At 65.3% G+C, this 16839-nt stretch carries 17 protein-coding genes, 10 tRNA genes and 1 pseudogene; 20 read left to right on the plus strand and 8 right to left on the minus strand.

Annotation, left to right across the window (positions count from 1 at the left end; all coding sequences use genetic code 11):
- Positions 1 to 86: 86 nt before the first annotated feature.
- A protein-coding gene (locus ACN9M6_RS10450; protein ID WP_419163743.1) for an IS3 family transposase occupies positions 87 to 1246 on the minus strand; the annotation gives its coding sequence in 2 pieces (ribosomal slippage) (positions 87 to 988 and positions 988 to 1246; 1161 coding nt in all).
- Positions 1247 to 1744: 498 nt separating this feature from the next.
- Between ACN9M6_RS10450 and ACN9M6_RS10455 the strand changes: the two genes are divergently transcribed.
- From ACN9M6_RS10455 to ACN9M6_RS10500, 10 genes are all read left to right on the plus strand, one after another.
- A complete protein-coding gene (locus ACN9M6_RS10455) occupies positions 1745 to 2170 on the plus strand; it encodes a hypothetical protein (protein ID WP_419162869.1) in 426 nt (141 codons plus the stop codon).
- A 196-nt stretch (positions 2171 to 2366) separates the two neighbouring features.
- Positions 2367 to 2440, plus strand: a tRNA-Met gene (locus ACN9M6_RS10460).
- 75 nt (positions 2441 to 2515) lie between these two features.
- Positions 2516 to 2588, plus strand: a tRNA-Asn gene (locus ACN9M6_RS10465).
- A 28-nt stretch (positions 2589 to 2616) separates the two neighbouring features.
- A tRNA-Phe gene (locus tag ACN9M6_RS10470) sits at positions 2617 to 2689 on the plus strand.
- A 34-nt stretch (positions 2690 to 2723) separates the two neighbouring features.
- Positions 2724 to 2796, plus strand: a tRNA-Trp gene (locus tag ACN9M6_RS10475).
- A gap of 2 nt (positions 2797 to 2798) precedes the next feature.
- A tRNA-Thr gene (locus ACN9M6_RS10480) sits at positions 2799 to 2870 on the plus strand.
- Between the two features lie 17 nt (positions 2871 to 2887).
- Positions 2888 to 2962, plus strand: a tRNA-Arg gene (locus tag ACN9M6_RS10485).
- 35 nt (positions 2963 to 2997) lie between these two features.
- A tRNA-Glu gene (locus ACN9M6_RS10490) sits at positions 2998 to 3069 on the plus strand.
- A gap of 47 nt (positions 3070 to 3116) precedes the next feature.
- Positions 3117 to 3189, plus strand: a tRNA-Ala gene (locus tag ACN9M6_RS10495).
- Positions 3190 to 3198: 9 nt separating this feature from the next.
- A tRNA-Lys gene (locus tag ACN9M6_RS10500) sits at positions 3199 to 3271 on the plus strand.
- A 22-nt stretch (positions 3272 to 3293) separates the two neighbouring features.
- Here the strand turns inward: ACN9M6_RS10500 and ACN9M6_RS10505 are convergent.
- From ACN9M6_RS10505 to ACN9M6_RS10515, 3 genes are read right to left on the minus strand one after another with little or no spacing between them, the layout of a single operon-like run.
- Positions 3294 to 4430, minus strand: coding sequence for a hypothetical protein (locus ACN9M6_RS10505; protein WP_419162870.1), 1137 nt, complete (start codon positions 4428 to 4430; stop codon positions 3294 to 3296).
- A 26-nt stretch (positions 4431 to 4456) separates the two neighbouring features.
- Positions 4457 to 4819: a PIN domain-containing protein gene (locus ACN9M6_RS10510; protein WP_419162871.1), complete on the minus strand. Its 363-nt coding sequence runs from the start codon at positions 4817 to 4819 to the stop codon at positions 4457 to 4459.
- Positions 4806 to 5033 (minus strand): type II toxin-antitoxin system Phd/YefM family antitoxin, encoded by a 228-nt coding sequence (locus ACN9M6_RS10515; RefSeq protein WP_419162872.1) that lies wholly within the window; start codon positions 5031 to 5033, stop codon positions 4806 to 4808. The genes ACN9M6_RS10510 and ACN9M6_RS10515 overlap by 14 nt, the downstream gene beginning before the upstream one ends.
- A 161-nt stretch (positions 5034 to 5194) precedes the next feature.
- Between ACN9M6_RS10515 and ACN9M6_RS10520 the strand changes: the two genes are divergently transcribed.
- The 3 genes from ACN9M6_RS10520 (at position 5195) to ACN9M6_RS10530 (ending at position 6674) form a co-directional block, all read left to right on the plus strand.
- On the plus strand, positions 5195 to 5434 hold the full coding sequence (locus tag ACN9M6_RS10520) for a hypothetical protein (protein ID WP_419162873.1): 240 nt from the start codon (positions 5195 to 5197) through the stop codon (positions 5432 to 5434).
- A 12-nt stretch (positions 5435 to 5446) separates the two neighbouring features.
- On the plus strand, positions 5447 to 6028 hold the full coding sequence (locus tag ACN9M6_RS10525; protein WP_419162874.1) for a VanZ family protein: 582 nt from the start codon (positions 5447 to 5449) through the stop codon (positions 6026 to 6028).
- A 70-nt stretch (positions 6029 to 6098) separates the two neighbouring features.
- Complete coding sequence (locus ACN9M6_RS10530; protein WP_419163744.1) at positions 6099 to 6674, plus strand: VanZ family protein; 576 nt, start codon at positions 6099 to 6101, stop codon at positions 6672 to 6674.
- A gap of 39 nt (positions 6675 to 6713) precedes the next feature.
- Here ACN9M6_RS10530 and ACN9M6_RS10535 read toward each other — a convergent pair whose 3' ends face one another.
- Both ACN9M6_RS10535 and ACN9M6_RS10540 read right to left on the minus strand, forming a co-directional pair.
- Positions 6714 to 7127 carry a type II toxin-antitoxin system VapC family toxin gene (locus tag ACN9M6_RS10535; RefSeq protein WP_419162875.1) on the minus strand — a complete coding sequence of 138 codons (414 nt, stop codon included), beginning with the start codon at positions 7125 to 7127 and terminating at the stop codon, positions 6714 to 6716.
- Entirely contained in the window at positions 7124 to 7369 is a 246-nt protein-coding gene (locus ACN9M6_RS10540; protein WP_419162876.1) for a type II toxin-antitoxin system Phd/YefM family antitoxin, read from the minus strand. Before ACN9M6_RS10540 ends, ACN9M6_RS10535 begins: the two co-directional genes overlap by 4 nt.
- A 248-nt stretch (positions 7370 to 7617) precedes the next feature.
- Between ACN9M6_RS10540 and ACN9M6_RS10545 the strand changes: the two genes are divergently transcribed.
- Together ACN9M6_RS10545 and ACN9M6_RS10550 are read left to right on the plus strand one after the other, a co-directional pair.
- Positions 7618 to 8904 carry a serine hydrolase domain-containing protein gene (locus tag ACN9M6_RS10545; protein ID WP_419162877.1) on the plus strand — a complete coding sequence of 429 codons (1287 nt, stop codon included), beginning with the start codon at positions 7618 to 7620 and terminating at the stop codon, positions 8902 to 8904.
- Positions 8905 to 9193: 289 nt separating this feature from the next.
- Complete coding sequence (locus tag ACN9M6_RS10550; RefSeq protein ID WP_419162878.1) at positions 9194 to 10909, plus strand: solute carrier family 23 protein; 1716 nt, start codon at positions 9194 to 9196, stop codon at positions 10907 to 10909.
- A gap of 17 nt (positions 10910 to 10926) precedes the next feature.
- Here ACN9M6_RS10550 and ACN9M6_RS10555 read toward each other — a convergent pair whose 3' ends face one another.
- Both ACN9M6_RS10555 and ACN9M6_RS10560 read right to left on the minus strand, forming a co-directional pair.
- Positions 10927 to 11988, minus strand: a complete 1062-nt coding sequence (locus ACN9M6_RS10555) for an Ldh family oxidoreductase (RefSeq protein WP_419162879.1) — start codon at positions 11986 to 11988, stop codon at positions 10927 to 10929.
- Between the two features lie 20 nt (positions 11989 to 12008).
- Complete coding sequence (locus tag ACN9M6_RS10560) at positions 12009 to 12695, minus strand: MBL fold metallo-hydrolase (protein WP_419162880.1); 687 nt, start codon at positions 12693 to 12695, stop codon at positions 12009 to 12011.
- 245 nt (positions 12696 to 12940) lie between these two features.
- On the opposite strand from ACN9M6_RS10560, the gene ACN9M6_RS10565 reads away from it, so the two are divergent.
- The 5 genes and pseudogenes from ACN9M6_RS10565 to ACN9M6_RS10585 form a co-directional block, all read left to right on the plus strand.
- Positions 12941 to 13015: transfer RNA gene (locus ACN9M6_RS10565), tRNA-Arg, on the plus strand.
- Between the two features lie 162 nt (positions 13016 to 13177).
- Positions 13178 to 13429, plus strand: coding sequence for a type II toxin-antitoxin system RelB/DinJ family antitoxin (locus tag ACN9M6_RS10570; protein WP_419162881.1), 252 nt, complete (start codon positions 13178 to 13180; stop codon positions 13427 to 13429).
- Between the two features lie 85 nt (positions 13430 to 13514).
- The gene (locus ACN9M6_RS10575) at positions 13515 to 14708 is read left to right on the plus strand and encodes a DUF4062 domain-containing protein (RefSeq protein WP_419162882.1); all 1194 of its coding nucleotides are present in this window, start codon (positions 13515 to 13517) and stop codon (positions 14706 to 14708) included.
- Between the two features lie 104 nt (positions 14709 to 14812).
- A complete protein-coding gene (locus ACN9M6_RS10580) occupies positions 14813 to 14932 on the plus strand; it encodes a type I restriction-modification system subunit M N-terminal domain-containing protein (protein ID WP_419162883.1) in 120 nt (39 codons plus the stop codon).
- A pseudogene (locus ACN9M6_RS10585) lies at positions 14914 to 16695 on the plus strand (N-6 DNA methylase); the annotation flags it as partial. The gene ACN9M6_RS10580 and the pseudogene ACN9M6_RS10585, both read left to right, overlap by 19 nt.
- Positions 16696 to 16839: the final 144 nt, after the last annotated feature.

Genomic DNA, 16839 nt, shown 5'->3' on the forward strand with positions numbered 1-16839 from the left:
TCTGTGGTTGATCACCTCCGGTGCTGCTCCCGTCAGTCCCTCTCAGACGAGAGAGAGCGGCTCGGGGTGCGCGCCTGCGGTGCGCCTCAGGCTGCATGGTTCCTCTCGTAGCTGGCCGGCGACTCGTAGCCGAGGGCCGAGTGAAGCCTGCGCGTGTTGTAGAAGCCCTCGATGAAGCCGAACACCTCTCGCCGGGCCTCGGACGCCGTACGGAACGAGCGCCGCCAGATCAGCTCGCACTCCAGCGTCGCGAAGAACGACTCGCACATGGCGTTGTCGTACGCGTCGCCCACCGAGCCCATGGACTGCGCGATGCCCGACTCGCGGCAGCGCTCCCCGAAGGCGAGAGAAGTGTACTGCGAGCCCCTGTCGGAATGATGCACGACACGACCCTCGGGACGACGACGTGCGAGAGCCATCGCCAGCGCGGCCTCGACGAGCTCGGTCCGCATGTGCGTCGCCATGGCCCAGCCGACGACGCGGCGGCTCCAGACGTCGAGCACGACGGCCAGATACAGCCAGCCCGCCCAGGTGGGCACGTAGGTGATGTCGGCCACCCAGAGTTGGTCGGGCCCCGAGGCCGAGAAGTCCCGGTTCACCAGGTCCGGTGCGGGCCGGGCCGTAACGTCTCTCTTCGTCGTCGCCGTCTTGAAACGCCGCCTGGTCGCGCCCTCGATCCCCAAGCCCCTCATCAGCCGCCCCACGCGCTTCTGGCCCACCCGCTCGCCCTCGGCCCTGAGCGCCGCGTGGATCCGCGGACGGCCGTACGTCTCGCCGCTGCCGGTCCAGATCGACCCGATCCGCGCCTCGAGTTGTGCGTCCCGCCGCGCGCGGGCCGAGGGAGGACGCTTGAGCCAGTCATAGTAGCCGCTGGAGGAGAGACCCAGCACCCGGCACATGGCCGCCAGAGGAAACTCGGCCCGGTGCGCCTTCATGAACGCGTACCCCCGCCGGGGATCGAGCCGCTCTCCCGCGCGAACCAGGCCGCGGCTTTTTTTAGGATGTCACGCTCCATCCGGAGCCGCTTGTTCTCCCGCTTCAGGCGCGACACCTCCTGCCGCGTCTCGGTCGTCAGACCGTCGCTCCGCTCCCCCTCGTCCAGCTCCGCCCGCCTGACCCAGTTGCGGATCGTCTGCTCCGAGGGCTCGAACTCCCGAGCCAGCGACCCCGGGCTACGACCGGCCCGCGCAAGCTCGACGAGCCGCTCCCGGTACTCCGGCGGGTACCGCCCCGCTCTTGCCGCCACGCTGGCAATGGAAAGGTGTCCGTGAAGACGGGGCAAGTCGACGGGTCCGCTATCGGATGCTTACCGTGAGGTAAGGCTCCGGGATTGCCCTATAGGAACTCTTTTCCTGGCTTCGGCGTATCGTTCCGTGCTAGGTTGAGCCGTGGCGGCATGTTTGCCGTAGCCGATCCGAGGAAAGGGAGTTGGGCCGTGTTACAAGCTAGGAGGATCATTCTCACAGGCGTGGAAAAGAGCGTGCGTGGGCAGCACGCCGTTGCCCTCCGCCAGCTTCTTACACCCCGTTTTCTAACAAACCATACGACGTTTTCCAGCTTGGACGACATGATCGGTAGAAGCCCGGGCGGCGTCACGAGCGCTGAGGCGTTTATTTCCCTCCCCGCCCCCGTGAGAGACGGCTTTATTTCCCGCAATTCCAACTTGCCTACTTGGGATGCATTGGTAAACCTTGCGGTCCGAGAGTATGCGAACCACAGCAAGACGCTGGTGCCCTAATCTGCCATGGAGATGAGCACATGGCTCATTACCCTATTCCTCTTGCTCGCTATCGCTCGCGCTCTCGGCATGAGAGTTACCATCCGCTTCGATGTAAACCAGTGGCTCCGTGACCGCCGCCGGTATCGCCGTGCCTCCAAGGAATTGCCGACATTCCCGGACGGGACCGTGGTCTTCAGTTTTTCTGGAAACCGTCCCGGGGAGGAAGTATTCCACTTCAGCGACGGTCAGATCATCGGTGTCATTACGCTCCCCAACGGATACCGCAGCTTCATCGTAGATGGGAGACAGGTCTGGAAGAAGAAGAACCCCGAGTATGCACCCTACATCGAGGCAGTCGAAGAAATGCTCGAAACGGAAGATCCGGGTCAACCTCCTTCTCTGCCCAAGTCCCCGCCGGAAGAATCGGTCGACGAACCGGCAGGCGAATAGTCACAGGAATGGCTGTATGGCCAAGTCGCCAAAGCACCCCCTGAAAGCGCAACTTGGTCTGCAAGCGCCTATCGACGATTTGCGGCCGCCCTGCGGCGTAATTCTTCCACCATGCGCCAAGCACACGAACCCCCCCGACCACCGGCGTTTTCGAGGTTGACACTTCCCCCCCCCTCCTGTATCCTGCGGGTCGCGTTGCGGGGTGGAGCAGTCTGGTAGCTCGTCGGGCTCATAACCCGAAGGTCGCAGGTTCGAATCCTGCCCCCGCTATCATTCGCCTCGCCTCGCACAGTTGCGGGGCGAGGCGTTTTGCTCTCCGACCCATGGCGCGGAAAAGGGGTATAATCCGGGGTAGCTCAGTGGCCAGAGCGGGTGGCTGTTAACCACTAGGTCGTGGGTTCGAATCCCACCCCCGGAGTAGCAGCGCGTGGCCACGCGCTGCCAAGGGCTGGGTAGCTCAGGCGGTAGAGCACGGCGCTGAAAACGCCGGTGTCGGCGGTTCGACTCCGCCCCCAGCCATTTTCCACGAGCCGCGGTTCGCGGGAAGCGGTAGAGGGGCGTAGCTCAATTGGTAGAGCACCGGTCTCCAAAACCGGCGGTTGGGGGTTCGAGTCCCTCCGCCCCTGTCGCTCGCGTAGCTCAGGGGTAGAGCGCATCCTTGGTAAGGATGAGGTCGCGGGTTCAAATCCCGCCGCGAGCTTGAAGTACGAGGGATGGGCGCCCGTAGCTCAGTTGGATCAGAGCACCGGCCTTCTAAGCCGGGGGTCCCAGGTTCGAGTCCTGGCGGGCGCGTGGTAGTCGGGAGACGACGAACGACATTGGGACGAGCCCCCATCGTCCAACGGCCAGGACATCACTCTTTCAAGGTGGAGATAGGGGTTCGATTCCCCTTGGGGGCATGAGACAGACCCGGACGGGAACGCCGACAGCCCGTTCGCGGAAGCGCGGGGCCGTAGCTCAGCTGGGAGAGCGCTGCAATGGCATTGCAGAGGTCAGGGGTTCGAATCCCCTCGGCTCCATTCTTGTGCGCGCCGTTAGCTCAATTGGCAGAGCAACTGACTCTTAATCAGTAGGTTCGGGGTTCGACTCCCTGACGGCGCATTCCCCCCCCTCGGCAGCTCCCTCAGCGGTTCCCGCCGCGCTCCTGCGCCCGCGCGCCCAGCAGCACGTTCTCCAGCGCGTAGTTCGCCTCGTGGCAGGCGTACTCGTACAGGAGATCGTCCATCTTCATGAAGGGGACTTCGCCGCCCCACGGGCTCTCCCACGTGTCCGGGTCCTCGACCAGGAACTCGTAGTTGATCGTGTTCGCGTCCACGCGCGTGAAGCGTTCCATGATCTTGATGTTGGGGGTCGCGCCGAAGAATTCGCGGTAACCGGTGAGCTGGTCGGGATTGAGCCTGGTCGTCTCGACGACGAGGGTCTCGCCTTCCCACCAGCCCCGCGAGTCCCCGAACCAGGGTCGGATCTCGGTCGGGAACGGGGTCGGCCTACCGGTTGCGGCGCCCTCCTCCGAGCCGGGAGCGTCGCCGATCGGGATGATGCGGGTGTCGTGCACCATCTCGGTCATGATCACGACGTGATCCGGCGTCTGCACGATCGTGTAGTTGTTGTTGTAGAAATAGTTGGGGAGCATCGGCGGGCCGGCGTTGGACCCGAAGGAGACGATGCAGCGCTCGGAGAGGGGCCGGTTCTCGGGGTTGTCGAACTCGCCATGCTGGCCACGGATCGCGAGCAGCCCGCCCAGGCGCTGCTGAGCTTCGGCGGTGCGTCCGGGGATGCGGCCGTCCTCGGGCCGTGTGATGAGGGAACTGCGAGGCTCGCCGTTCACGACGGCGACCTGATCCCCGCGGTCGAGATAGAAGACGTTGTAGCCGCCGGTACCGCCCGCCGCGGCATCGAGCACGAAGTCGCATCCGAGGCTGACGCCGCCCGCCGCCGGCGCGTCGCGGTCGGGATCGCTGGCCTGCGAGTGGGCCTCGATGCACTCCTGCCTGCCGCCCTCGATGTCGGCGACCTGCTCGGGGGTGAGCACGGCCTCGAACCCGGAGGGGCGCTCGATGGGGGTGATCGTCCCGTTCGTCCAGTTCCCCTGCAGGTCGGGGCGTCCGTCGGGAGTGCGGGGGACCGTCCCCTGGTCTTGCGCCCGTGCTGCCGTGGGCGACCCGAAGCCGGGTACCAGCGCGACGGCGGCCACGGCCAGCACCAAGGTCGCCCCGGCCACGCTGGCGGCGGCCGCTCGCGATTCGGTGCGAATCTTCATCGACGATCTCCTCGAAAGCTCGATGGCTACAGAGCCAAGGGTACGACATCCGACCCGCGGATCACGCGATCCCGGGTGACCAGAGGAATCTGATACACCACGCTGGTCGCGGCGATGATCTCGTCGGCCGGATCACCCGTGAAGTCAAGGCGCGTCGAAGTGCGAGCCACGGCGAGGTCGATCGGCCACGCATGGAGTCGGCTCAGCGTGCCCGTGATCTCCCGGTCGTCGAAGTCCATCTCGATACGCCCCAGTTCGACCAGCTTCGCGATCTCCCAGAACACGATGGAGGAAACCGACCACCGGTGTCGGGCCAGCAACGACTCCTCCCCCGCCTTGAGTTCGCCACGAATGGCGTGAATCAGGATGTGCGTATCAAGGTTGAGCATCGGCGTCCCATCTGAGTCCCGTGCTCAGCAGATCTCCGCGCACCTTGACCTTGTCCCGCAAGCTGCCGATCAGGCTCGCGAACTCCTGATCGTAGGGCAGCACGCGCGCGACCGGTTTGCCCCTCTTCGTGATCACCAGCCCTTCAGGCCCGAGTTCGTCCAGTAGTGCGAGACACCGCTCCTTGAATTTGGCCGCCCCTATGGTCTTGCTCATGGTCCCTCCTTTGATATGGACGTATAATATGACTGGTCGCTTGTCATGTCCATATGGCTCGCGATGTCTTGAAGAAGCGACGTTACACGTTGGCTCAGGGAAAGCGCCCGTGAGTCCCGAAGGGGGCTACAGCCCCGGCACGAATTCAGTATGGGGAGGACATGGCAACGACCCGTCAACCAATGTCCCGCAACTTCCACTTCGCGTTGGCGCTGGGAGCCATCATCGTCGCGGCCGAGTCATGCGCGGCGGCCGCCCAAGCTCAGCTTTGGACGCTGGAGCGCGCCGCCGTCATCGGAGAAGGCCCCGACGAAGAGAGGAGCCCGGGGGACTCTGGACGCGTGGTAAGTGGAAACGGCCGGGTGTACATAGCGCGCTATCACTTCATACGTCCGGATTGATCGTCGCAAATCGTGACCAAGCCCTTCTTCTCGTCGGATCGCGAACGGCGCCTTTGGACTTGGGCGCTGGCGGCGGTCGTGGTGATCTACTCGACGCTCGGCCTGGCGCGGACGCTGGCCGACGCGCTGCGGGCAAGCGGCCTGCTCGTATTCTCTTCCAACCTCATCGCCGGCGGCATGCTCCTGATCGGGGTGATGATCGTGGTGCAGGGGCTGAAGAAACGTTCGGGCGGCGTCGAGATCGGCTTCGCCATCGGCGTGGTGGCCATCTGCCTCCTCGGCTTCGCCCGGATGGGAGCCCCGGAGGAGCGCTCGCACCTCATCGAGTACGCCGTGCTCGCCCTCATCGTTCACGAGGCCCTGACGGAACGAACCGCCCAGGGCCTTCGCGTGCCCGTTCCCGCCGTGCTCGCCGTCCTGGGAACGACCCTCGTCGGCGTGTTCGACGAGTGCATCCAGTACTTTCTGCCCAGCCGCACGTTCGACCTCCTCGACATCGTGTTCGACTTCATGGCGGCCCTGGGGGCGGTCGCTTCGTGCGTGGTCCTCCGCTGGACACGGAGGTGGATCGGCAGGTTGCTCCGCGAGCGGTAGCCGCTCTGGATATCCTGTACCTCGTTCGTTACGACTTCGTACGCCCCGACTGACGATACTGGAGGTGTCCATGCCCCTTTTCTCCTCCCCCCGGGAGCGGCGCCTCTGGATCTGGGCGCTGGTCGTGGTCGTGGCGATCTACTCGACGCTCGGTCTGGCTCGGACCGTGGCCGACGCGCTGCGGGAAAGCGGCCTGCTCGAGTCCGCCTCCGACCTCTTCTGGGGCGGGATGCTTCTGATCGGCGTGATGATCCTGATTCAGGGGTTGAGGGAAGGCTCGCGCGGCGTCGAAATCGGGTTTGCGGTGGGTGTCACGGCCATCGCCCTCCTCGGTTTTGCGCGCACGATCAGCGCGGCCGAGCGTTCACACTTCATCGAGTACACGGTACTGGCGCTCATCGTCCATGAAGCCCTCCTGGAACGGCGGGGCCAGGGGAGGCGCGTCCCGATCCCGGCCCTGCTGGCCGTCGCGGGGGCGACGCTGGTCGGCGTGGTCGATGAGTGCATCCAGTTCTTCCTGCCCAGCCGGACGTTCGACTGGTTCGACATCGGGTTCGATCTGCTGGCGAGTATAGTGGCGGTTGGTTCGAGCGTGTCGCTACGCTGGGTACGGCGGTGGATCGGAAGGTGGCGCCGCACTCGGTAGCGGGGCAGCCGTACGCTCACGGGAGAAAGGGGGGGCTCGTCAGTTGCGCGCGTCGAGCGTGTCGAGGTGCCCCTCCGCGCCGTAGGCTAGGATCTTCCGGTCGGCGGTCAACAACGGGACCCCATGGTATCGCGCGGTGGCGACGATCAGCCGGTCGGCGGGGTCCGCGGGGAGAGAGTCGGGCAAGCGAACGCTTGCGACGGCGATCGCGGGTTTGATGGGCAGCAGCGAGATACCCGGGAGCTGGAGCGCGGCGTCGATCCATTCGCCGACCTCGCGCTCCAGGCGCAATCGCCCCCTATGCGTCAATAGTGCGATCTCCCAGGGCGTGATGGCGGACACGCCGACCCTGTGGTCGCGACCTTCCGGTTCGATGGCGGCTCCCGCGGCGGGGCCCAGCCGTGGATCTCCGTTGACGGCCCACACCAGGACGTGGGTGTCGAGGACGATCATTGCGCCGCATCCCACTCAGCGGGGTCGATGGCGGGCGCGAACGGGTCATCGTAACCCGATACGGAGCCCCTCAACGCACCGATAATCCGGCCACCGCCGTCGTCGGGAGCGGGCACCGGAGTCAGCAGCGCGACCGGCCGGCCGTGCTTCGTGATCGTGATCGGCTCGCGTTCCTCGCTCACCCGCGCGATGAGTCGTGCGCACGCCTTCCGGAAGGCCGCAACACCAATGGTCCTGCTCACCCTGTACAACTCCGCTGTGTCCATGTTCTGTTTGTACAAATATAATGTACATACTTCTTCCCGTGAGGGAAATCGTCTCTAGTGAGACTGCGGGACGACGACAACGGGCCGTCAACAACGCCGAGAGCCTCCGGGCCGTGTACCCGCGCGGTCTCAGTCGTTACGATGCCTCACGAGGTCGACCCGAGCGTCGCCTTGGCGTCGTGGTTTGCGGTCGCTCTCCCTAGGGACAGGATCAGGAGGTCTTCATGAATAGCGTGATCGTCAGGAGCGAGCGTCGTGCGCTGCGGGCGGGAGTTCTCGCGGTTTGCGCGGCCATCGCCCTTCCGGCAGTGCTCGCCGCGCAGTACGTGCCGGCGCGAGCGAACGGGTGGGAGACGCGCAGTCCGGAGCAGGCGGGAATGAGCGCCGAGGGCGTCCAGGCGGCGGTCGAGTACGCGCTCGCGCATGAGACGACCCAGGCCCGCGACCGGGAGTTCCAGCACAGCCGGAGCTTCGGGCGTGAACCGCTCGGGGAGGGGATCGGGCCCTTCAGCGTGCGGGGCGGGCCGGCCGGGATGATCGTGCGCCACGGCTACATCGTGGCGGAGTGGGGGGACACGCGGCGCGTCGACATGACGTACAGCGTGACCAAGTCCTTCCTCTCGACGAGCGTGGGGCTCGCCTGGGACGAAGGGCTCATCGGCTCGCTCGATGACACCGTGCGCGAGTACATGGCCCCGATCGACGTGCCCGCGGGCGACGGGGAGCCCGGCGTGGACCGCATCGGTTTCGGGAAACCGGATCCGACGACGATGTTCGAGTCCGAGCACAACCGCACGATCACGTGGGACGACCTTCTGCGGCAGACGTCCGACTGGGAGGGCACGTTGTGGGGCAAGCCGGACTGGGCGGATCGTCCGAGCGGCGACCCCTCCACCTGGATGACGCGCGACCGCCATCCCTCGGGCACGGTCTACGAGTACAACGACACGCGGGTGAACCTCCTCGCGCTCGCCGCGGCGAGCGTCCTCAGGCGCGCGCTGCCCGAGGTCCTGCACGAGCGCGTGATGGGGCCGATCGGCGCCTCCCCGACGTGGCGCTGGAACGGCTACGAAAACTCGTGGGTCACGATCGACGGCCGCCGCGTCCAATCCGTGAGCGGCGGTGGCCACTGGGGCGGCGGCATGTTCATCAGCGCCCGCGACCAGGCGCGCTTCGGCCTCTTCACGCTGCAGCGCGGGAAGTGGGGGGACCGGCAGCTCCTCTCCGAGGAGTGGTTCGACCTCGCAACGACGCCGGGCCCGGCGAACGGCGCCTACGGGTTCATGAACTTCATGCTCAACGTCGCGGACGCCGAGGGGAACAAGCGCTATCCGAGCGCCCCCGAGGAGGCGTGGGCCCACCTCGGAAACGGGACGAACATGATCTACTGCGACCCGGTGAACGATCTCGTCGTGGTAGCCCGCTGGATCCCGGGCGGCGCGATCGACGGGTTGCTCAATCTTGTCATCGGCTCGATCGATGACGCGGCCGCGGCGTCGCCCAACCGCTAGGACCCCTAAGAGCCTCCCCCAACGGCGCGCGCCGCGTGTCCGATGGAACACCAGGTCGGCGGTTCCACGCGGGAAGCGCGTAAGGCCTGACGAGCCGGTGTGGTCGTCCATGGGCGACAGAGCAGATCTTCGCCGCCGGCCCCCGTTCGCTGTCCATGAGCAGGTAGCCCTCCTTCTTGCGCCCTCCGACGGCAAACGGGCAGTTTCGCGGTTCGTCCGCTAGCCGCAGACTCGGGAAGCCACCTCGGTGCCGGCGCTCGTGACGGAACGGTTCCCAGCCGGAGTGTGCATGCGCTATCAAGTCGACGAATCCCCTCCCTTCGCCCTGGCCCTGGGAGTGGGAATGCAGTCGACGCTCCTGGCGGTCATCAATGTGGTGGTCATCTCCGCCATCGTCATCCGGACAGCGGGCGGCAGCGACGCCTATCTCTCGTGGGCCACCTTCGCGGCCCTGGTTATCTGCGGATTGGTGACGACGCTGCAGTCCGTTCCCGTTGGACGGGTCGGGTCCGGGTACGTCCTCACCATGGCCGCCTCCCAGTCCTTCATCGCGATCTCGGTAACCGCCATCGCCGTGGGCGGGCCGGGCATGTTCGCGGTCCTCGTTCTCATCTCGTCGCTCTTGCAGTTCGCGCTCGGAGCACGGCTGGCGCTGTTCCGGCGGGTACTTACGCCGACCGTGGTCGGCACCACGGTCATGTTGGTTACCGTCACGGTGATGCCGATCATCTTCGACCTGCTGACGGACGTTCCCGCTGGCACGGACGGGGCAGCCGCTCCCGTGGTCGCCGCCACAACCTTCGTGACTCTCCTGGTTCTCGTGCTGAGGGCCCCGCGCCCCTGGCGGATCTGGACACCCGTCATCGCGATCTTCGTGGGCTGCATCGTTTCCGCGGGCTTCGGCCTGTACGAGGTAGAAGGGATCATCGGGGCTTCCTGGTTCGGTCTGCCGGAGCTCGGGTGGCCGGGTTGGGACTTCGGCTTTGGCGTTACCTTCTGGTCACTGCTCCCGGCGTTCGTTTTCGTCGCCCTGGTCGACGGGATGGCGACATGCGGCGACGCCATCGTCATCCAGAGGGTTTCGTGGCGTCAGCCGCGGGCGACGGATTATCGCGCGGTGCAGGGTGCGGTCTCCGCCACCGGGTTGAGCACTCTCCTGTCCGGCCTGGCCGGCACCGTGCCCAACAAGGTGCACGTGCTAAGCGTCGGCATCGCCGAGATCACCGGGGTAACTGCCCGCCGCGTCGGTGTGTGCGGCGGCATCATCTTTCTTGTCGCGGCGTTCCTGCCAAAGATCTCAGCCCTCCTTCAGGCGATTCCCAACCCGGTGATCGCGGCCTACACGATCGTGTTCATGGGAATACTCTTTTCGGCGGGAGTGAGGATCATCGTCACGCAAAGCGGCCTCGACTACCGCAAGGCGACCGTGGCGGGGGTGTCCTTCTGGATCGGCATGGGGTTTCAGAACGGCTGGATCCTTGCCGACGCTCTGGGGAGGTGGAACGGACTGCTGGGAAACGGCATTACGACCGGAGGCCTCACCGCGATCTTCCTGACGATGGCCATGGGGGTCCGCCGCTCCCGGGACATGGAGACGGACCTCGACATGACGGCGCTGTCCGAGATTCGAGGATTTCTCGGACGCCTGTGCGCGCGCCAGGGCTGGGGCCCGGGAACCAACGACCGTCTGTGCCTGGCTGCCGAAGAGACTCTTCTGACCCTGGTCCGGCAGGACGAAACTCGCGATGAAGCGCGGCGCCTCCGCGTAGCCGCCGACGTCCGCCGGGATGCCATCGACCTGGAGTTCGTTGCCGCGGTCGGCGGAACCAACATCGCAGACCGGATCGCCGTTCTGGAGGAAGCGGAGGCCGAGATGGCCATGGAGAATGCGGTGTCGCTCCGACTGCTGCGACACCTTTCTTCGTCGGTGAGCCACCGGCAATACCACGACACCGACGTAGTGACGGTAAGGATCAAGATCGAGAAGGCGCTCCGGAGGTCGTAGTCCTCCGCCCCCGCAGCTCAGGCGACCGTGTCCATCTTCGGATAGTCGCCGGTAAGCGAGAGCTCCTCGAGGACCGTGGCGATGCGGGCCCAGGTGAGCCCGTCTACCGGAATCCCTCCGGCCGGCGGGTCGCCACGCGGCGCGCCAGGCATGCGCACTCCGCCACTATCGCCGACCGCGGGCAGCGCCTCGAGGGAGGTGACGAGAGCCTCCATCTCGTTGGCGAGACCCGGGCCTCCCCGAAGGCCATCCGGATCGACCACCAGGACGAAGAGACCGCGCCGCGCTCGCCGGGGCTCGGCACCCGAACTCATGGCGACGCCGGCCAGGGCCCCGGCAAACGTCTCGACCATCAAGCTCAGAAGAAACCCCTTGTATCCGCTCGATACGCCGCCCAGAGGGAGGAGCGCGGCTTCGCGGGGTGTCGAGAAGAACGCGGCCGGATCGGTAACCGGGCGACCATCGCGGTCAACCAGCCAGCCTTCCGGCACGGCTTCACCCCGATTCGCGGCCGCTCTCACCTTGCCCTGCGACACGACGCTGGTCGAAAGGTCGATCACCAGCGGTGGTTTGCCGGGTGCGCGCGGGATGCCGCAGGTAATCGGGTTAGTGCTGAGAAAAGGGGCGGCGGAACCGAAGGGCGGCGCGCTGGCGGCACCACCGGCGCCGTTGCTCATGAGAAGCGTGATCCGCCCTTCGCGCGCCGGGCCGACAACGTAATACCCGAGGCATGCCATGTCGTTGCCGTTGTGCACCGTGGCACAGCCGATGCCCGCCTGGCGGGCCTTGGCCGTGGCTGCCTCGATGGCGAAAACGGTCGAAACCTGGCCGAGGCAACCGCGCGCGTCGACGGCCACGGCCGCCGCCATCTCGTGCGTGACCAGAGGCACGACCGCGGGCTCGATCATACCGTCGCGGAAGTCGTCCACGTAGACCGGAATGCGGCTCACGCCATGGGCGGGATGGCCTGCGCGGCTGCCGTCTATCAGGGCGTCGGCCAGCAATGCTCGCTCGCCCGCGGCAAAGCCGAGTGCACCGAAAATGTCGTCGATCAGGGCGCGAACGGTCGCCTCCGACAAGATGACGCCATCGGTCGGTGTCATCGAACCACCAGAGTGAATTCCGCGCCATCGTCCGATACGAATCCGCCATCGCATTTGATCAGTTCCGGATGGTGCCCGGGGACGATGCGGTCAGCGCTGTCGAGGATCCGGTTGATCGTGCGCGCGCTGTTCTCGGCGGTGTCGAATACCAGATCGCTTCGGCGCAGGATGACTTCCTTCATGTACTTGATCGCATCGCCGGCGATGACTACCCGACCCTTGGCGTCGCTGTCCAGTTCGATCGCGTACGAGCCCGGGGTGTGGCCGGGTGCCGGAAAATAGCGCACGCCGCGCGTCAATTCTCCTTCGCCTTCCACGAACGTGACATCGTGCTTCTCGAGCTGCTCGTGGATCAGCCAAGGCAATAAAATGTCCTGCTCGTGGGGTTTGCGCGCATAATCCCATTCGCGCCGGCTGACATGGACGCGAGCGTCCGGAAACAGGTCGATGTTGTTGGAGTGGTCGAAGTGCAGGTGTGACAGGAATACGGTCCCGATGTCGGCAGGTGTCAGCCCGTGGCGCTTCAAGCCGGCCAGCAACTGGAGTCGATTGCAGTAGTGACCCGTGTCGAATAGAATCGGGCCGCTCGGCGCGGAAATCAGCGTCACATTGGCCAGCCCGAGGAAGCCTTCGCGCAGGCCCAGGTTGTTGCCTTGGACGATGATGTCGTAGTCAATGGTCATCGTGCGCCTCACTGTTTTCGAATCCCATGTTCGGTGGCGGCGTTACTCTAGGTGAACTCCTGGCTCACGGCCAACCTTCTCTGGAACCGGCGCTTGCAGCCCCCTCCCCAGCACCGCTGGACCGAGGCTCCCGGATCCGTCTCTTCGGACTGACCTGGTCCAGACTCCTTTGTGGACGCCGGGCTGCCATCCCGTCAGATTATCTGCGCGGCGCGTCGCCTCTTCCGGCGGCGCGTTTCGGGTCTGCGCCCGTAGCTCAGCCTGGATAGAGCGCTTGCCTCCGGAGCAAGAGGTCACAGGTTCGAATCCTGTCGGGCGCACTCGTCCCGACGGAGTTGGCAGGACCGGTCCGTGGGGCGACTCCCGGACCTGAGGCAGGGGCGCAGGCTCGGGTGGCGGAACTGGCAGACGCGCTAGCTTGAGGGGCTAGTGTCCTTTTACGGACGTGGAGGTTCGAATCCACGACGAGGAGGAGGGCCCACATGAGCACCGACACCGTTGTGCGCGCCCGGATCGACAGCGACACGAAAGCACGTGCTACCGAGGCACTCACGGCCATGGGCCTGACTGTGTCCGACGCCATCCGGCTGTTGCTGCTGCGCGTAGCGGACGAGAAGCGACTGCCCTTCGCCGTCCAGGTGCCGAATCCGTCCACCATCGAGGCCATGAAGGAATTGGACGACGGCAAGGGCCAGCGTTTCGGCAGCGCCGAGGAGTTGTTCCGCGACCTGTAAGGAGGCCAGTCCAGCTCCCGAACGGAGACGATCCGGAGCCCAACCTGGGCCGCATGGCGGACGATGACACAGGGTGGAAGACGAAATGGATGTTCGGAACAGCGGACGGCACGACATCCGCCTGCGGGTATTCGTGAGTTCGGTGATGGAGGATTACGGCGACTACCGTGAGGCCGCTCGGCTCGGCATTCAACAGGTTGGCTGCGATCCGGTTCTGGCCGAGGATTTCGCGGCTCAAGCGATTTCCCCTCGTAACGCCTGTCTCGACGGGGTTCAGAGCTCGGACGCCCTCGTGGTGCTGCTCGGTGCACGGTACGGTTGGCGTGCCCCGTCGGGCCGTTCGGCGACCGAAGAGGAATACGAAGAAGCGCGTCGGAGGCACCTGCCGATCCTCGTATTCGTTCAGGACGGTGCGGTGCGTGAACCGCCGCAAGAGGAGTTCGTGCGGAGGGTCGAAGATTACATCGGCGGGCATTTTAGGAAGTCATTTCAGGATGCGAACGACTTGAGACGACTAGTATCGGAGGCGGTTGTGGCGGCGGACTTCGGAAAAGCCCCCGGACCACAGATCGGGGCGGAAGCGAGGATTCGGGCGGCTTTGGATCGAAAGCCGGAAAACACCCAGTCCAGCGTATGGATGAAGACGTGTTGGGCCACGCCACGTGACGAAGAGGTCGTGGATCCCGTCGACCTGGACGATGGAGCGTTACAGCAGCGACTCCAACGATTGGCTCACAACTGCGACCCACCTCTGCTCAACTACGAACTAGGCAAGAAGACAGAGGCCACCCTCGCTCGGCTGCGGATCCTACAGGGAGAAGTGCAGGGATCGATGCCGGACGAACACGCGACGCTCGGGACGATCCACAGTGACGGCACGTTGACCGTCGCGCAGAACGTCACGGGCCCGAGTTCGCGAGACCCAAACCGTATTTTGGTCCGCATGCACCGACTTGATCCCGTTGTGGTTCGCGATCGCCTCGAACGATCCTGGTCCTTCGCCGCGGCGTGGTGGAATGATCACGACCGTCTACGGCGGCACGATCCGCTGCTGTATGGCGTCGGGTTCTACGATGTAGGCACACGTAGTTTCGAACGCGTCGCGGACCACGGGTCGGGAGGTCTCACGATACCGCCCGAGTGTCCCGAGAATCCCCTGATCGTGTTCAACCCGCGCCGCGTCTCGAGGGCGGTCCTCAACGAGCCCGAACCTGAAGTCGCCCGAATCATCAAGTCGGTCGAACTTCGATTCCGCGAATGGGCCAGCAACGTATGGTGAGAAATCCGGACCTCTGGGACCGCAGGGGCCGGCGGCAGTGGGTTCCACTTCTGTTGCCCGGCCCATCCCCTACCCGATCTATCTGACTGGAGTGATTCAACCTCATGGCCCTTAGGAAATCGCACCTCTACTCCTCGCTGTGGCAGAGTTGCGACCAGCTGCGCGGCGGCATGGACGCCTCCCAGTACAAGGACTACGTCCTCACTGGACGATGGCGCGCATGAACATGATCCTTCACGGTCGCGTGGCCGCCGAGATCAAACGCGACAACACGCTCGCCGTCCCTCGGTTCACGGACGGACCGGGACGCCTGACGCGCTTCGACTTCGCCGTCGCCAATCCCCCGTTCTCCACCAAGGCCTGGTCGAACGGCCTCGATCCGGCCAACGACGAGTTCCGCCGCTTCGAGTACGGCATTCCGCCCGCCAAGAACGGGGACTACGCCTACCTCCTCCACCTCGTCGCTTCGCTCAAGAGCACCGGCAAGGGCGCGATCATCATGCCCCACGGGGTTCTCTTCCGGGGCAACCGCGAGGCCGACATCCGCCGCAACCTCGTCAAGCGCGGCCTGGTCAAGGGAGTCATCGGGCTTCCCGCCAACCTCTTCTACGGGACCGGAATTCCGGCGTGCATCGTGGTGATCGACAAGGAGAACGCGGTCGGCCGCCGCGGCGTCTTCATGGTCGATGCCAGCAGGGGCTTCCGGAAGGACGGCGCCAAGAACCGGCTGCGGGAGCGCGACATCCACCGGATCGTGGACATCTTCAACCGGCAGAGGGAGACGCCCGGATACGCGCGCTTGGTGCCGCTGGCCGAGATCGCCAGCGAGACCAACGACTACAACCTCAACATCCCCCGCTACATCCACTCCAGCGTGCCCGAGGATCTGCACGATCTGGCCGCGCACCTCCACGGGGGCATCCCGAACTGCGACATTGACGCTCTCGACCGCTATTGGAAGGTGTTCCCGGGCCTGCGGCGGGTGTTATTCGCGCCGGATGCCCGGCCGGGATACAGCGAGGCGCGGGTTGAAGCGGGCGAGGTGAGGACGGTTGTCCTCAAACACGAGGAGTTCCGTGCGTATCGGGACGGAGTCCGCCGGGTGTTTGATAGCTGGCGGCAAGAGCATGCGCCTCGTCTCCGCCAGCTCAGTGCGGGAGATTCGCCCAAACCGCTGATTCGGGATCTGTCCGAGGACCTGCTGTGCCGTTTCGCCCGTGTTCCGCTGGTTGACCGCTACGACGTCTACGAGTGCCTGATGGACTACTGGGACGAGGTCATGCAGGACGACGTGTACCTGGTGGTGACCGATGGTTGGTTGGAGGCGGCGCAGCCGCGAGTGCTGGTGCGCGCTAAGGGGCAGGCGGGCGAGTCTCCTGACCTGACGATCAAGCGAACGAAGTACAAGATGGACCTGCTTCCACCCAATCTTGTGGCCGTGCGATACTTCGCGGAGGAGAAGCGCGAAGTGGAGTTCCTCCGGGCCGAGCAGCAGAGGATCGGACGCGAGGTGGAGGAGTTTATCGAAGAGAACACGGGCGAGGATGGGCTCCTAGACGGCGCAACGACGGAAGCCGGAAAGGTGACGCAAGCAGCCGTGACGGCTCGGCTCAAGGAGATTTGTGGTGGGGCCGGGGACCCCCACGAGCGCGACTCTCTGGAGGTCTGTCTTGATTTGATGAAGGCGCTGGCCAAGGCGAAGAAGGTCGCGAAGGAAGCGCAGGCCTTGCTGGATGCGGAGGTTCTGACGCGATACGCGACCCTTGGCCAGTCAGAGGTCGCCGACATGGTAGTGTGCAGTAAGTGGATGGCCAGCATCGAGGACGCGATCACCCAGCAGGTTGACAGCCTGACGACCGGGCTCGTGGACCGGGTCACGGTGCTTGAAGCGCGGTATGCCGAGGCCCTGCCGGAACTTGCTCGTCACGTCGCGGACCAGGGTTCGAAGGTGGAGGCCCACCTCCAGCGGATGGGGCTGTGGGTATGACTTGCCCGGTTGAATCGGACCGCCGAGACGAGGCTTTCGCTCCGATTCCGCAGACGTTATCGGCGGATGCGGCGGGGGAAACCATGGGTGAGAGATGTATGCGCGGCGCGGCTCTTGGCCCGGATCGTGCGTTGTACGCGCCGG

The organism is Candidatus Palauibacter sp., from assembly GCF_965197445.1.
GTDB lineage: Bacteria > Gemmatimonadota > Gemmatimonadetes > Palauibacterales > Palauibacteraceae > Palauibacter.

Bases quoted from the DNA above. Each gene is read 5' to 3' on its own strand.
- ACN9M6_RS10570 (WP_419162881.1), top strand. From the start codon at position 13,178: ATGAGCACCGACACCGTTGTGCGCGCCCGGATCGACAGCGACACGAAA.
- ACN9M6_RS10580 (WP_419162883.1), top strand. From the start codon at position 14,813: ATGGCCCTTAGGAAATCGCACCTCTACTCCTCGCTGTGGCAGAGTTGC.
- ACN9M6_RS10510 (WP_419162871.1), bottom strand. From the start codon at position 4,819: ATGCTCAACCTTGATACGCACATCCTGATTCACGCCATTCGTGGCGAA.
- ACN9M6_RS10530 (WP_419163744.1), top strand. From the start codon at position 6,099: ATGCCCCTTTTCTCCTCCCCCCGGGAGCGGCGCCTCTGGATCTGGGCG.
- ACN9M6_RS10535 (WP_419162875.1), bottom strand. From the start codon at position 7,127: ATGATCGTCCTCGACACCCACGTCCTGGTGTGGGCCGTCAACGGAGAT.
- ACN9M6_RS10455 (WP_419162869.1), top strand. From the start codon at position 1,745: ATGGAGATGAGCACATGGCTCATTACCCTATTCCTCTTGCTCGCTATC.
- ACN9M6_RS10550 (WP_419162878.1), top strand. From the start codon at position 9,194: ATGCGCTATCAAGTCGACGAATCCCCTCCCTTCGCCCTGGCCCTGGGA.
- ACN9M6_RS10560 (WP_419162880.1), bottom strand. From the start codon at position 12,695: ATGACCATTGACTACGACATCATCGTCCAAGGCAACAACCTGGGCCTG.
- ACN9M6_RS10505 (WP_419162870.1), bottom strand. From the start codon at position 4,430: ATGAAGATTCGCACCGAATCGCGAGCGGCCGCCGCCAGCGTGGCCGGG.
- ACN9M6_RS10515 (WP_419162872.1), bottom strand. From the start codon at position 5,033: ATGAGCAAGACCATAGGGGCGGCCAAATTCAAGGAGCGGTGTCTCGCA.
- ACN9M6_RS10520 (WP_419162873.1), top strand. From the start codon at position 5,195: ATGGCAACGACCCGTCAACCAATGTCCCGCAACTTCCACTTCGCGTTG.
- ACN9M6_RS10545 (WP_419162877.1), top strand. From the start codon at position 7,618: ATGAATAGCGTGATCGTCAGGAGCGAGCGTCGTGCGCTGCGGGCGGGA.
- ACN9M6_RS10575 (WP_419162882.1), top strand. From the start codon at position 13,515: ATGGATGTTCGGAACAGCGGACGGCACGACATCCGCCTGCGGGTATTC.